This is a genomic window from Actinoplanes sp. L3-i22 (genome assembly GCF_019704555.1).
Taxonomy (GTDB): Bacteria; Actinomycetota; Actinomycetes; order Mycobacteriales; family Micromonosporaceae; genus Actinoplanes.
Map to the genome: position 1 here is coordinate 8,064,197 of NZ_AP024745.1, position 13,987 is coordinate 8,078,183.

Genomic DNA, 13,987 nt, shown 5'->3' on the forward strand with positions numbered 1-13,987 from the left:
GGCGCCGCTTCCATCGACGTACGTATTGAGAAGAAGTCTTTGCATTGATATCTTCTCATGCATGACCGATCGCTCTCCGGGAGCGCCGCGGGTTCTCGACGTGGACTCCCTCAAAGCCCTGGCCCACACGCTGCGGCAACAGATGCTCGCGCGGCTGCAGCGGGAGGGCCCGGCCACCTCGGCCGAGCTGGCCGCCGAGTTCGGCGCCGACCGCGGGGCCACCAGTTATCACCTGCGCCAGCTCGAACGGTTCGGGTTCATCGAGGAGGACACCGGCCGGTCGGCCGGGCGGCGGCGGTTCTGGAAGGCCGTCCCGCAGGACCTGCGGCTGCCGCGCCGGTCCGACGACCCCGCGGTCGCGGCCGCCGCCGAGGAGGTCGGCCGGCAGTGGTTCGAGCGCGGCCGGCACGAGCTCGACGACTACCTGCGCAACCGCGAGTCGTTCGGCGAGTGGGCCGAGGCCGTCATGCACTCGTACGGCAGCACCCGGCTCACCCCGGACGAGCTGAAGCAGTTCGCCGAGGAGTACATCGCGTTCCTCAAGACCTGGCACCGCGGTCCCGGCGAGGACAGCCCCGGCGCCCGATCGATCACCGTCCTGTTCAACGCGTTCCCCAGCCCCGACGGGCGGGCCGAGGCATGAGCACCTCGCTGTGGCGCAACCGGGACTTCACCGCGCTCTGGGCCGGGCAGGTGGTGTCCGCGCTCGGGGCGTCGATCACCAGCACCGCGATGCCGCTGCTGGTGCTGGCCACCACCGGGTCACCGCGGGACGCCGGGCTGGTCGGGGCGGCCGGGACGCTGCCGTTCCTGGTCGGCAACCTGCCCGCCGGGGCGCTCGTGGACCGGTGGAACCGGCACCGGATCCTGCTGGTCAGTGAGCTGCTCGCGGCCCTGGCGGTGGTGACCGTGCCGCTCGCGATCTGGGCCGGGCGGTTGAGTGTGGGCCAGATGTGCGCGGTCGCGTTCGTACAGGGAATGTGTTTCGCGTTTTTCAGTCTTGCCGAACGCGCCGCCCTCCCGCGGGTCGTCCCGGGTGAGTAACTGGCCACCGCGATGGCGCACAACGAGGCCCGCAGCCGCGGCGCGACCCTGGCCGGGCCGCCGCTCGGCGGCCTGCTGTTCGCGGCCGGCCGGGCGCTGCCGTTCCTGGTGGACACGATCACCTATCTGGTCTCGGCCGCCGCGCTGCTCTGGGTGCGCCGCGATCTGAGCAGCGACAATCCGCCGAAGGAGCCGCTCTGGCGGTCGGCGGCCGACGGGCTGCGCTGGGTGTGGCGGTTCCCGCTGATCCGCGCCGGGATCCTGCTGGTCGCCGCGAGCAACCTGGTCTTCCAGGCGCTGGTCCTGGTCCTGGTGGTGCTCGCCGGGCAGCGCGGGGCGAGCCCGGCCGCGATCGGCGTGATGCTCAGCGTCTACAGCTCCGGTGGGCTGCTCGGCGCGATCGCCGCCGGCCGGCTGCACAAGCATCTCCAGCCGCGCACCGTGATCATCGGGGTGAACTGGGTGTGGGCCGCGCTGCTGCCGCTGTTCGCGGTCGCCGGCGCGCCCTGGCAGCTGGGGCTGATCGGCGCCGCGACCGCGTTCGTCGGCCCGCTGTGGAACGTGGTGATCGGTACCTACGCGGTCACGCTGGTGCCGAACGAGCTGCTGGGCCGGGTGAACAGCGCCGGCATGGCGCTGTCCTGGGGCGTGCTGCCGCTGGGCTCGCTGGCCGCCGGCTTCCTGCTGGACGGGGTCGGCCCGATCGGCGCGGTCTGGGCGCTGTCCGGGTTCATGCTGCTCACCGCGGTGCTCGGGACGCTCAGCCGGGCCGTCCGCGGGGCGCCGCCGCTGGTCAGCTCACATACTCCCGAAGATGCTGTGCGGTGAGCGTGTCCGACTTGGCGATCAACTCGTGCGGCGTGCCGGTGAAGACCACCTGGCCGCCGTCCTGCCCGGCGCCCGGCCCCAGGTCGATGATCCAGTCGGCGTGGGCCATCACCGCCAGGTGATGCTCGATCACCACCACCGTGTTGCCGGTGTCGACGAGCCGGTCCAGCAGCGCCAGCAACTGGTCGACGTCGGCCAGGTGCAGGCCGCTGGTCGGCTCGTCGAGCAGGTACGTCGCCGGACTCCCGCCCATGTGCACGGCCAACTTGAGCCGCTGCCGCTCCCCGCCGGAGAGCGTGTTGAGCGGCTGCCCGAGGGTCAGGTAGCCGAGCCCGACCGCGGCCAGCCGGTCCAGGATCGTCCGCGCGTTCTTCTCGGTGAAGAACTCGAGGGCCGCACTGACCGGCATCGCGAGGACCTCGCTGATGTCCCGGTCGCGCAGCTTGTACTCGAGGACCTTGGCGGTGAAGCGGCGCCCCTCGCACTCCTCGCAGACGCTGGCGACACCGGCCATCATCGCCAGGTCCAGGTAGACCAGGCCGATGCCCTTGCAGTTCGGGCAGGCGCCCTCCGAGTTCGCGCTGAACAGGGCGGCCTTGACCTTGTTAGCCTTGGCGAACGCGGACCGGACGGCGTCGAGCAGGCCGGTGTAGGTGGCCGGGTTGCTGCGCCGGGAGCCGCGGATCGCGGCCTGGTCGACGACGATCACGCCGGCGCGTTTCGGTAAGGACCCGTAGAGCAGCGAGCTCTTGCCCGAGCCGGCCACGCCGGTCACCACGGTCAGGATGCCGAGCGGGATGTCCACGTCGACGTCCCGCAGGTTGTGGGCGTTCGCACCGCGGATCGGCAGCGTGCTGGATTTTTCGCGACAAGTCTCTTTGAGGGCGATCTTGTGGCTCAGGTAACGACCGGTCAGAGTGCCTGAAGCGCGCAGATCGGTCACCGCGCCTTCGAACTGCACCCGGCCACCCGCCGGGCCGGCCCCCGGACCGAGATCGACCACGTGGTCGGCGATCGCGATCGTCTCCGGCTTGTGCTCCACGACCAGGACCGTGTTGCCCTTGTCCCGCAGTCGCAGCAGCAGTCTGTTCATCCGCTGGATGTCGTGCGGGTGCAGGCCGACGGTGGGTTCGTCGAAGACGTAGGTGATGTCGGTGAGCGACGACCCGAGGTGCCGGACCATCTTGACCCGCTGCGCCTCACCACCCGACAGGGTGGCCGACTCCCGGTCCAGCGACAGGTAGCCCAGACCGATCTCGACCAGCGACTCCAGGGTGTGCCGCAGACCGCGGACCACCGGCGCGACGGACGGCTCGGTGACCCCGGCGAGGAACTCGGCCAGGTCGCTGACCTGCATGGCCGCGGCCTCGGCGATGTTGCGCCCACCGATCCGGGACTCCAGGACGGCCGGCTTGAGCCGGGCGCCGGCGCAGTCCGGGCAGGTGGTGAACGTGGCGACCCGGTCGATGAAGGTACGGATGTGCGGCTGCGCCGACTCCCGCTCCTTCGCCAGGTACATCCGCTGGACCTTGAGGACCAGACCCTCGTACGTCGTGTTGACCCCGGCGATCCGCAGCTTGACCGCGGGCTTGTAGAGGAAGTCGTCCCACTCCTGCTCGCTGAAGTCGCGCAGCGGCTTGTCCGGGTCGAACAGCCCGGAGTCGGCGAAGCCGCGCACGTACCAGCCGCCGACGGTGAAGTTCGGGACCGTGATCGCACCCTGGTTGATCGACTTCTCCCGGTCGACCAGGCCGTCCACGTCGATGCTCGACACCCGGCCCAGCCCCTCGCACGCCGGGCACATGCCCTCGGCGTTGAACGAGTAGGCCAGCGCGCTGCCGGCGCTCGGCGCGCCCAGCCGGGAGAACAGGATCCGCAACATCGTGTACGCGTCGGTGACCGTGCCGAGCGTGGACCGGGCGTTCGCGCCCATCCGCTCCTGGTCCACCACGATCGCGGCGCTCAGATTGTGCAGCGCGTCCACGTCCGGCCGCGCCGGGCTGCCCATGAACGACTGGAGGAAGGCCGAATAGGTCTCGTTGATCAACCGCTGGGACTCGGCCGCGATGGTGCCGAAGACCAGGGACGACTTGCCCGAGCCGGAGACCCCGGTGAAGACGGTGAGCTGGTGTTTCGGGATGTCGAGCGAGATGTCGCGAAGGTTGTTCTCACGCGCCCCGCGAACCTGGATGAGGTCGTGCCGGCCGGGGGTCGGATGCTCTGGGTCGGGGTCAGCCTGCACGCCGGCGAGCCCTCCTGGCGGCCAGTTCGTCGCCCGCGGCGGGTTCCTCGGGCAGCTCGTTCACCGGCTGCGGCGCGGCCGGCTCGGCGGGCAGATGCGACAGCGAGCCCTGGATCTCCTTGAACGCGCCGCCGATCGCGATGCCGAACACGCCCTGGCCGCCCTGGAGCAGATCGACGACCTCCTCCGGGGAGCGACACTCGTAGACCGTGGTGCCGTCCGAGATCAGCGTGATCCCGGCCAGGTCCTCCACCCCGTGCGAGCGCAGCGTGTCGATCGCCCGGCGGATGTTCTGCAGCGAGACCCCGGCGTCCAGCAGACGCTTGACCACCTTGAGAACGACCAGGTCCCGGAAGGAGTAGAGGCGGGACGTGCCGGACCCGGAAGCGTCCCGCACGCTCGGCACCACCAGCGTGGTGCGCGCCCAGTAGTCGAGTTGGCGGTAGCTGATGCCGACCGCCTGGCAGGCCGTCACCCCGCGATAGCCGACCGAGCCGTCCTCGCCGACGAGTGGGCCTTCAAGAGGCTGCTCGTGCACGCGACTACCTCCCCGCTGCCCGTGATCTATGGATCTGGGCGGTGCCGGTTCACCTGGACTTCACGAGCGTATATCTCAGTCGCGGGTGAAACATGGAGGTAACCGCACGACACGCCGCGTTCGGACGAGCGACACGCCGACACGCCGTTACTCTCCGGCGCGTCGGGGGGTTTTCCGTCTCTTCCCGGCGTTTCCGGCAGCGACACGGCCAGAAACATCAACCGTTTCCGGCCGCGGCCGACCGGCGCCAGGCGGCGTCAGCCGGCGAAATCCTCCGGCCGCACCTGGTCCAGGAACTCGCGGAACTTCTCGACCTCGTCCTCCTGCTCGTCCGGGATGACGATGCCGGCCTCGGTGAGCACCTGATCGGCGCACCGGATCGGCGCACCCACCCGCAGCGCGAGGGCGATCGAGTCACTCGGCCGCGCGGAGACCCGCAGGTTGTCCCCGATCAGCAGATCCGCGTAGAAGACGTTGTCCTTCAGCTCCGTGATCTCCACGGCTTTCAGCGGCTGCTGCAACGCCGCCAGGATGTCCCGCAGCAGATCATGGGTAAGCGGCCGAGCCGGCTTCACACCCTGCTGCTCGTAGGCGATCGCGGTCGCCTCCACCGCACCGATCCAGATCGGCAGATACCGGTCGCCGTCGACCTCTCGCAGCAACACGATCGGCTGGTTACTGGGCAGCTCCACCCGGACCCCGACCACGCTCAGCTCGCGCACCGCCGCCTCCGTGTTCGTTGTTGTCGCCGCCCCCAGACGGCCCGCCCCTTACCCTGCACGGTACACGCACTCCAAGCCGATCCGCCCCGCGCGGGACACCCCGCACAGGGTAGGCCGACACCGGGTCAACGACCCAGTTCGCCGCGCAATCCGGTGCGCACCAGCGCCGCGTGCAGCCGCTGCGACAGAGCCTGCAGCTCACGGGCGGTGTCGGTGGCCCGGGCCCGGGCCGCCGGGTCCTGCTGGCGCACCATCGGCGCCAGCAACTGGGTGAACAGGCCGACCTCACGGTCCGACGAGTTCTTGAACGCGCGCAGATGACGCACCTCGAGACCGAACTGGGTGAGACCCACCACGGCTTCGACGATGATCACCGCGTCCGGGTCGTACCACCCCGGCGGGCGCGCCACGACCAGGCCGATCTGCTCCAGCTCGGCCAGCAGCGCCTCGTCGATCCCGGTCCGCTCGACCAGATCGTCCTTGGGGATGCGGGCATCGGCCGGATCGGCCGCCCGCTGCGTGCCGACCGCCACCAGCGTCGGCCGCTGCGGGACCACCGGCTCCTGCTCCATCCGGTCCAGCTGCTCCCGGATCACCCGCAGCGGCAGGTACTGATCCCGCTGGGCGGTCAGCACGAAACGCAGCCGGGCGACGTCGTTCCAGGAGTACTTGCGGTACCCGGAGGCGGTGCGTTGCGGGTCGACCAGACCCTCCGCCTCCAGGAACCGCAACTTCGAGATCGTGGTGTCGGGGAACTCCGAACGCAGATGGGCCAGCACCTCCCCGATGCTCATCAGCGCACTCTCGCGCCCGCCCTGGGGGCGCGAAGCCCCCGGGTCGCGTGCGGCCGCCCCCGACGGGTTCACGCCCGGCCGCCCTCGCCCTCCGGCCGCGGGCCGGCGATGAACACCAGACGGAACTTGCCGATCTGGACCTCGTCGCCGTTGCTCAGCGTCGCCGCCTCGACCCGCTCACGGTTCACGTACGTACCGTTGAGCGAACCGACGTCGCGCACGGTGAACACGCCCCCGTCACGGTGGAACTCGGCGTGGCGACGGGAAACCGTCACGTCGTCGAGGAAGATGTCACTGTCCGGGTGCCGTCCGCTGGTCGTCACGTCGTGGTCCAGCAGGAACCGGGCGCCCGCGTTCGGCCCGCGGCGGACCACCAGCAGAGCCATGCCGGGCGGCAGCGAGCCGGACATCCGGCTGGGTACCACGTCGGTGTCCGGACCCTCGAGCACCTCGTCAAGGGCGCCAAGGTTCAGCGTGGACGTGACGTCGAGCGGGGGGAACTCGTCGTCTGGGCGCGTCATCGGACCACCTCACGGATCAGTTGGTCGTCGCCTCGACCGGCAAGGTCATGATGTTGCGACCTCACCGAGGCCATCAAGGCCCGACGCACGACTATGTTGGTCGGTTTCAAAGGAATAACAGTTCTACATGTGCCCCGCGAGCCTAGTCAGCGCCAATATCGCAGGGCAACCAGACTCGCGGGCAAGCCGGAAGATCCGGGTCGATCCCTCAGTTCTCGATGAGCGCCTGGTACGCATCCGCGTCCAGGAGCCCGTCCAGAGACGCCGGGTCGGCCGGGGCGATCTCGATCAGCCAGCCGGCCGCGTACGGCTCGGCGTTGATCAGCTCGGGCTCGTCACCCAGGGTGGCGTTGCGGGCCACCACGGTACCGGCGATCGGCGCGTAGATCTCCGAAACGCTCTTGGTCGACTCGACCTCGCCCATCGACTCGCCGGCGTCCAGCTCGCGACCCTCGTCGGGCAGCTGGACGTAGACGATGTCGCCGAGCGCGTCCTGCGCGAAGTGGGTGATCCCCACCCGCACGGGACCATCGCCGTCACCGACGGCAACCCACTCGTGCTCCGCGGTGTACCGCAGATCCTCAGGAATCAACACTTCCTCCGTAGTCACGAAACCGGACGTGCGTACTGCAAGGCAGTAGCCTTGCGCACCGCGGTCACCTCGACCATGGAGCGCGAATCCATGGTCACGCTACCGCCGTCGCTCTTCACCGACGCCACCACCCCGCCCGGGATCTGCAGCGCCGTCCTCATCGTCTCCGGAGAACCGATCACGAGCAGCCGGAACGGACCGGTCAGCCGGTCACCGTCGGCGAGGATCCCACCACCGGCCGCATCGACGAAATACGTGGACGCGACGATCCGTACGGACGTGCCGTTCACCCCGCTGATCTGCATCACCTCGCCGCCCGAGCCGCGCAGCTCCTGCACCGTGTTCAGCACGTCGGACGCCTTCACCTTGTCCATCGCGATGTCCAGCCCGGGGCCGCGGCCGGCGATCGTCCCGGCCAGGAGTCCCAGCTCCTGGCTTCGCTTACCGGCCTCCTCGAGCGCCGCCTGACGGCCCTCGACGCCCGAGGTGAGCTGCTGCCGGGTCCGCTCCAGGCTCTCGATGTCGGTGTTCAGCCGGCTGTCCCGGGCCTCCAGATCGCTCAGGATCTGGACCAGGTCCTCCTGCCGCATGGTCGACAGCCCGCTGTCCGCGTCGTTGCTGCGCAGCTGCACCACCAGGGTGAAGCCGAGCAGCGCGAGCAGCACCCAGATCAGCGTCCCGGCCGGCGCCGGACGTTTCAGGCCCGGTTTCCGTTCCTTCGCGGCGCTGCGGTCAAGATCACTTTCGGCGCTAGCAGGCTCGGGCGTGTCGGGCATCGACGCAACGGGTGACGTGGGCGATATCTCCTCCACGGTCACGTCACCCACCCGGGTGTCCTCGGCCTCGGCCGGCTCGGCGTCGCCCCCGGCGCTCTCCGGCACGTCCACGGCCGGCGGCTTGCGTCCCGCCGTGGGCAGGCCGAAGCCCGGCACCGTCTCGTCGCGGTCGCTGTCCTCGCGGTCGGTCATCGAGTCCCCACGTTGTCCTGCCCGACAGATCGGATACGGGCCGTCACGCCCGGAAGAGATGCCGGCGAATCGCCGCGACGTTACCGAAGATCCGCACGCCGAGCACGACCACGACGCCGACCGACAGCTGACTGCCGACGCCGAGCTGGTCACCGACGTACACGATCAGCGCGGACACCAGCACGTTCGAGATGAACGAGACCACGAACTGCTTGTCGTCGAAGATCCCGTCCAGCTTGGCGCGCAACCCGCCGAACACCGCGTCCAGCGCCGCGATCACCGCGATCGGCAGGTACGGCACCAGCTCCAGCGGCACCGACGGGTGGAACACGATGCCCAGCAGGACACCGACGAGCAGGGCGAGTACGGCGATCATCGGCCGCCTTCCGATCCAGAGACGGACGGCACCGACCCCGAGGGGGCGCCGGAGCCGGACACGGACGAGGCGCCCGACGGAGCGGGCGGAGGGGTGCTCGGCGACGCCGACCGCAGCTTCAGCTCCGGCGCCGCGTCCAGGGTGACGTCGCGGACCTTGGCCGACTCGAACGACATGCCATAGGTCTGCGCCAGACTCTCGAAGAACTTCCCGGCGTAGCCGTTGCGGAAGTCGGCGGCCAGGTCGGCCGGGCCCAGCGCGATCACCTCGTACGGCGTCGTCACCGGCCGCGTGTCGACCAGGATCGCCTCGCCGGCCTGCCGGATCGTCGACGTCGCGGTCAGCCGCTGCCCGTTGATCGCGATCGCCTCGGCCCCGGCCGCCCACAGCGCGTTCGCCGCGAGCTGCAGGTCGGTGTCCTTGACCCGGCCCTCGGTACCGCGCACCCCGGTCACCGCGTCCACCGACGTCGGCCCGTCCGCCAGCCGGATCTTCGCCCCGGAGCCGTGCACCGCGGCCAGCCCGGTCGCCGCCTCCAGGTTGTCGATCCCGGCCATCGCGGCGCTGCCCAGCTCCTGCTCGCGCAGCTTGTCGACCTGATCGGCGAGCACGTCGGCCCGGGCCTGCAACTGCTCGGTCTGCTCGCGGCGGCTCTCCACCTGCTTGGCCAGCGAGTCCCGGGCCTGCGTCCGGCTCGGCTCGTCGGCCACCGTCTGCTGGTAGCCGATCACCAGCAGGAAGCCGATCGCGGCCAGCGTGACCGAGGCGAAGCCCCGGGTGGCGCGCTTGCGGGCGCCGGTCCGGCCGTGCCCGGCGGCGCGCCGGGCGGCGGCGTCCGCGTACCCGGGGTCCAGCGGATTCTGGAAGAGCGCGGTGAGGAAGTCGGGGCCGTAGGTCCGCTTGCCCGCGGCGGTACCGTCCGGATCCGGGGTCGACGACTTTCGGTCAGGAGTGGCCGGGATCGTCACGGTGCGACCGCCCGGGGCGTGCCCGGGCCCGCCCGGTCGGCGCGCAGCAGACGCGCGGCCTGGGCCAGATAGAGCGCGCCGGCCGCCCAGTACAGCCCGAGCGCCCACCAGGCCAGGCCCCAGCCGATCGGCTGCGCCCAGCTGTCGATCGACGGGACCGCGCTGGCCAGCAGGATCACCGGGAACGCGGCGAGCAGCACGAACGTGCCGGTCTTGCCGACGTAGTGCACCGGGGGCGGACCGTACCCGTGCCGGCGCAGGACCAGCAGCGCGACGCCGAGCACCACCTCACGCAGCAGCAGCGCGCCGGTCAGCCACCACGGCACGACGTCGCGGATGGTGAAGCCGACCAGGGTGGCCAGGATGTAGAGCCGGTCCGCGAACGGGTCGAGCAGCTCACCGAGGCGGGACACCGAGTTCATCCGGCGGGCGACGTAGCCGTCCACCCAGTCGGTGGTGCCGCCGATCGCCAGGACGATCACCGCGGCGATGTCGTGATGCGGGCCGAGCAGCAGGTAGAGGAAGAGCGGGACCCCGAGCAACCGGAAGAAGCTGATCACGTTCGGAATCGTGAAGATCCGGTCGGAGGTCTCGATGGACGGCGCAGGCTGCTGCGACATCGCCACGACTTCCTCTCCCCCTTTGGTGCGACAGGTCTGTCGCTTTCCGCTCGCCGAGCACTATAACCACCTGCCTACCGCCCGCCGCCGCCCAGTCACGCTCGCCACACCCCCTAATCCATCCTAGGAGGCTAGGCACCTGCCCAGACCCGGCAGAATCACGATCAACGGCATTGCGCCGTACGGCGTCAGCCCACGTCCCCGAAGAGCGGCCACAACGACGGCGCCACCGGCGACGGAAGCCGCCACCCACCCGTCTCCAGCCACGTCGTGGTGTTGATCACGCGGTTCGCCACGATGTCGAGCATCACCAGGGCGAACGGCTGATATTCCGTACCCTCAGGTCGCATTTGCCAGAAAGCGGGCTGGCCCGAGGCCGCCACCGGAACCAGCCGATGGCCCTCGCAGGCCGCCTCGGGCGCGGCCATCGCCAGGCCGATCTGATCCCGCCCGCGCAACCCCCAGGCGAACGGCGGCATCGACGTCGTCGCATCCTCGTGCAGCAGCGCCACGAGCCCGGCCACGTCGTGGCTCTCGAACGCCGCGCAGTACCGCGCGAGCAGCTCCTTCTGCGCCACGTCGAACGGATCGAGCACGTCACCGGGGCGCGGCGCGACCGTCCGCAGCGTGGCCCGGGCCCGCTGCAACGCGCTGGTCACCGACGCCGCCGACGTCTCCAGCAGCACCGCGACCTCGGCAGCCGGCCAGCACAACACGTCCCGCAGGATCAGCACCGACCGCTGCCGGGGCGGCAGATGCTGCAGCGCCGCGACGAACGCGAGCCGCACGCTCTCGCGCTGCACGACCAGCGTCGCCGGGTCCTGCGCCAGGTCCAGGACCAGCCGATCCGGCACCGGGCGCACCTCGGCGCCAGGCGGCAGCAGGGCACCGAACGGCTCGCCGGCCCTCGACGGCACGCTCAGGTCGATCGGCAGGGCCCGGCGTGCGGCGCCGCGCAGCAGGTCGACGCAGACGTTGGTGGCGATTCGGTAGGCCCAGGTGCGTACTGAGGCGCGGGCGGGGTCATAGCGGTCGGCGGCTCGCAGGACCCGTTCGAACGTCTCCTGGACGGCGTCCTCGGCCTCGTGCCCTGAGCCGAGCATGCGGTAGCAGTAGCCGGTCAGCTCGGTCCGCAGCCCCGCCAGCGCCTCCTCCACGCCCTGACCTTATGCCTGGCCCTTCCCTGGTATGTCGCAAGGCCCGCCCCGAACAGAACAGTCCCCCACCCACCACCGGGGGGACGACCCAGACCCATTCTGACCGAATTTTCATGATCGTTCCGGCGGCCTGTGGACAGAGCGCCAGTGTGGATAACTCCCGGCGCCCGCCGAAACGTGGTAGGCAACGCACCGCCGCCCTCGGCCGCGGCCTGCTCGCTGCCAGCTTTGCCGACCCGCCACCGCCGACCGGTCACGGCTGCGGCCTACCCGCTGCCAGCTTTGCCGACCCGCCACTGCCGACCGGTCACGGCTGCGGCCTACCCGCTGTTTGCTTGCCAGGCACCGCCCGCTGGTGCTCACGGCTGCGGCCGCCGCTGACGGAGGTTGCCGATTGCGGTTGCTTCGGAGGTACGCCGTAGGCGCGCTCCGCCGACGGCGCAAGCTCCCCGGCTGGTACTCAGGGCTGCCCCGACACGATCGAACAGCTCTCACGACCAGCCGAGTCCGGCGAGCTGGTGCTCACGGTCGTTGAAGGCGCCCAGAACAGCCATGACAACCAGCCGGGACCGGGACCGCGCGGCATGGGCGACGCGGCACGGCACGGGCGGCACGGCACGGGCGGCACGGCACGGGCGGCACGGCACGGGCGGCACGGCACGGGCGGCACGGCACGGGCGGCACGGCACGGGCGGCACGGCACGGGCGGCACGGCACGGGCGACGCGGCACGGGCGACACGGCACGGGCGACACGGCACGGGCGACGCGGCACGGCGGGGCGGCGCGGCGGGGCGGCGCGGCACGGCGGGGCGGCGCGGCACGGGCGGCGCGGCACGGGGGCTTCACGCCGTACCGAAGAAATGTTGGACCGATTAATCGGCGGAGCCGCAGCCGTATGTCTTTCCGAAGCGCGCCGCAGGCGCCTGAGGAGGGACCGATGATGGAGACCGAGGTGCGCACCGAGATCGCCGCGCAGCGGACCGAGCTGAGTGAGATGCTCGGCGGGCTGGCGCCGGAGCAGTGGGACGCCGGCACGCTGTGTGCCGGGTGGCGGGTGCGGGAGGTGGTCGCGCACATCACCTATCCGTTCCGGACGTCGCCGCCGCGATTCTTCCTCGACCTGGCGAGATCCGGTGGGAAGTTCGATCGGATGGCCGACCGGACCGCGCGCCGGGATGCCGCCGCGATGAGTGCCGCCGAGCTGGTGGCCGGGCTGCGGGACAACGTGGATCACCCGTGGTCGCCGCCGGGTGGCGGGCTCGCCGGGGCGCTGTCGCACGATGTGATCCACGGGCTGGACATCACTCTTGCGCTGTTCCCGGAACGGACCGTTCCGGCCGACCGGATGGCGGTGGTGCTCGGCGGCATGACCCCGCGCACCATCGGCTACTTCGGCACCGACCTGTCCGGCGTCCGGCTGATCGCGACCGATCTCGACTGGGCGTTCGGGGACGGGGAGCCGGTGCACGGCCGGGCCCAGGACCTGCTGATGCTGGTCTGCGGCCGCGCCCTGCCGGCCGGTCTGCTGAGTGGGGGTTCCGCCGCCCGATACACCGAATGACCGAGGGCAAACCGCCCGATCAGGCACAGTGAGGCGCATTCAACACCGGTTGGCAGGGTGTCAACTGACCGGTCAAGCTGTTGAGCGTGCACGCGATGACAACTCATTTGACCAATGTGGAGGAAGCTCGGGAGGTCCTGCGCCAGGCCTTCTACACGATGGACGTGGAGGTGCTCCGTCCGAAGAAGGACTGGACGGCCCGCTTCGCGGTCGGTGGCTGCAAGTCGGTCACCCTCGGCGACCTCGACTTCGGGGTGGACGTCCGGGTCCGGGCCGGCGAGCTCGGCGCCTACCACGTGAACCTGCCGCTGACCGGGGCGATGGCCTTCCACCAGGGCCGCGACGAGCCGAACCGGGCCCGGGCCGGGCAGGGCGCCGCGCTGTTCCAGCCGGTCGGCGACACCGTCGTGGACAGCTGGGACGGCGACTGCCGGATCCTCGCCGTCAAGATCGGCCGGGCCGACCTGGAGACCCAGCTGGAACGGATGCTGGATCGCCCGGTGCGCGGCCCGGTCGACCTCGGCCAGGTGCTCGACACCCGGAGCGGGCCGGGCGCCAGCTGGGCCCGCCTGGTCCGGCTGATCACCGCCGACGCCAGCGGGCCGAACGGGCTGACCGGGCACCCGGTGATCGGCGCCCGGATGAAGGAGGCGCTGATCACCGGCCTGCTGCTGTCCACCGACCACAAGTACCGGGGGCCGCTGGAACGGCAGAGCCCGGCGCTGGCCGCGCCGGGCGCGATCCGGCGGGTGGTCGAGGCGATGCGCGCGCAGCCGGGCCGTCCGTTCACGGTGGCCGACCTGGCCGGTATCGCCGGGGTGGGTTCCCGGGCACTGCAGCAGAGCTTCGCGAGGTACGTCGGGATGCCGCCGATGACCTATCTCAAGCAGATCCGGCTGGCCCTGGTCCACGACGGCCTGCGCGCGGCCGACCCGGGGACGACGACGGTGGCCCAGGTGGCGTACCGCTACGGGTTCACCCACCTGGGCCGGTTCGCCGCCGCCTACCGGGAGCGGTACGACGTCCCGCCCTCGGAGACGCTGCGCGGGTGACCG

14 protein-coding genes and 1 pseudogene are annotated in these 13,987 nt (G+C 70.9%); 4 read left to right on the plus strand and 11 right to left on the minus strand.

Annotated features, from left to right (window positions below; translation table 11 throughout):
- Positions 1-61 precede the first annotated feature (61 nt).
- Complete coding sequence (locus tag L3i22_RS36260) at positions 62-643, plus strand: helix-turn-helix domain-containing protein (RefSeq protein ID WP_221321986.1); 582 nt, start codon at positions 62-64, stop codon at positions 641-643.
- Positions 640-1,872, plus strand: a pseudogene (locus tag L3i22_RS36265) (MFS transporter). The gene L3i22_RS36260 and the pseudogene L3i22_RS36265 overlap by 4 nt, the downstream one beginning before the upstream one ends.
- On the opposite strand, the gene L3i22_RS36270 reads toward L3i22_RS36265, so the two are convergent.
- From L3i22_RS36270 to L3i22_RS36320, 11 genes are all read right to left on the minus strand, one after another.
- Positions 1,838-4,114 carry an excinuclease ABC subunit UvrA gene (locus tag L3i22_RS36270; RefSeq protein ID WP_221321987.1) on the minus strand — a complete coding sequence of 759 codons (2,277 nt, stop codon included), beginning with the start codon at positions 4,112-4,114 and terminating at the stop codon, positions 1,838-1,840. The pseudogene L3i22_RS36265 and the gene L3i22_RS36270 overlap by 35 nt on opposite strands.
- On the minus strand, positions 4,104-4,652 hold the full coding sequence (locus tag L3i22_RS36275) for a MerR family transcriptional regulator (RefSeq protein ID WP_221321988.1): 549 nt from the start codon (positions 4,650-4,652) through the stop codon (positions 4,104-4,106). Before L3i22_RS36275 ends, L3i22_RS36270 begins: the two co-directional genes overlap by 11 nt.
- Before the next feature lie 257 nt (positions 4,653-4,909).
- Complete coding sequence (locus L3i22_RS36280) at positions 4,910-5,374, minus strand: bifunctional nuclease family protein (protein ID WP_189330985.1); 465 nt, start codon at positions 5,372-5,374, stop codon at positions 4,910-4,912.
- Positions 5,375-5,499: 125 nt separating this feature from the next.
- Entirely contained in the window at positions 5,500-6,168 is a 669-nt protein-coding gene (locus L3i22_RS36285; protein WP_255657428.1) for a MerR family transcriptional regulator, read from the minus strand.
- 68 nt (positions 6,169-6,236) lie between these two features.
- Positions 6,237-6,689, minus strand: a complete 453-nt coding sequence (locus L3i22_RS36290; RefSeq protein WP_221321990.1) for an FHA domain-containing protein — start codon at positions 6,687-6,689, stop codon at positions 6,237-6,239.
- Positions 6,690-6,897: 208 nt separating this feature from the next.
- Positions 6,898-7,281, minus strand: a complete 384-nt coding sequence (gcvH, locus tag L3i22_RS36295) for a glycine cleavage system protein GcvH (protein ID WP_221321991.1) — start codon at positions 7,279-7,281, stop codon at positions 6,898-6,900.
- Positions 7,282-7,295: 14 nt separating this feature from the next.
- Positions 7,296-8,249 (minus strand): DUF881 domain-containing protein, encoded by a 954-nt coding sequence (locus L3i22_RS36300; protein WP_255657429.1) that lies wholly within the window; start codon positions 8,247-8,249, stop codon positions 7,296-7,298.
- 43 nt (positions 8,250-8,292) lie between these two features.
- The gene (locus tag L3i22_RS36305) at positions 8,293-8,625 is read right to left on the minus strand and encodes a small basic family protein (RefSeq protein ID WP_221321992.1); all 333 of its coding nucleotides are present in this window, start codon (positions 8,623-8,625) and stop codon (positions 8,293-8,295) included.
- On the minus strand, positions 8,622-9,593 hold the full coding sequence (locus tag L3i22_RS36310; protein WP_370644268.1) for a DUF881 domain-containing protein: 972 nt from the start codon (positions 9,591-9,593) through the stop codon (positions 8,622-8,624). Before L3i22_RS36310 ends, L3i22_RS36305 begins: the two co-directional genes overlap by 4 nt.
- On the minus strand, positions 9,590-10,213 hold the full coding sequence (locus tag L3i22_RS36315) for a CDP-alcohol phosphatidyltransferase family protein (RefSeq protein WP_221321993.1): 624 nt from the start codon (positions 10,211-10,213) through the stop codon (positions 9,590-9,592). The genes L3i22_RS36310 and L3i22_RS36315 overlap by 4 nt, the downstream gene beginning before the upstream one ends.
- A gap of 188 nt (positions 10,214-10,401) precedes the next feature.
- Entirely contained in the window at positions 10,402-11,370 is a 969-nt protein-coding gene (locus tag L3i22_RS36320) for an RNA polymerase subunit sigma-70 (protein ID WP_221321994.1), read from the minus strand.
- Between the two features lie 938 nt (positions 11,371-12,308).
- On the opposite strand from L3i22_RS36320, the gene L3i22_RS36325 reads away from it, so the two are divergent.
- Complete coding sequence (locus tag L3i22_RS36325; RefSeq protein WP_255657430.1) at positions 12,309-12,932, plus strand: maleylpyruvate isomerase family mycothiol-dependent enzyme; 624 nt, start codon at positions 12,309-12,311, stop codon at positions 12,930-12,932.
- 95 nt (positions 12,933-13,027) lie between these two features.
- Positions 13,028-13,984, plus strand: a complete 957-nt coding sequence (locus tag L3i22_RS36330) for an AraC family transcriptional regulator (RefSeq protein ID WP_221321996.1) — start codon at positions 13,028-13,030, stop codon at positions 13,982-13,984.
- The last annotated feature ends 3 nt before the right edge of the window (positions 13,985-13,987 follow it).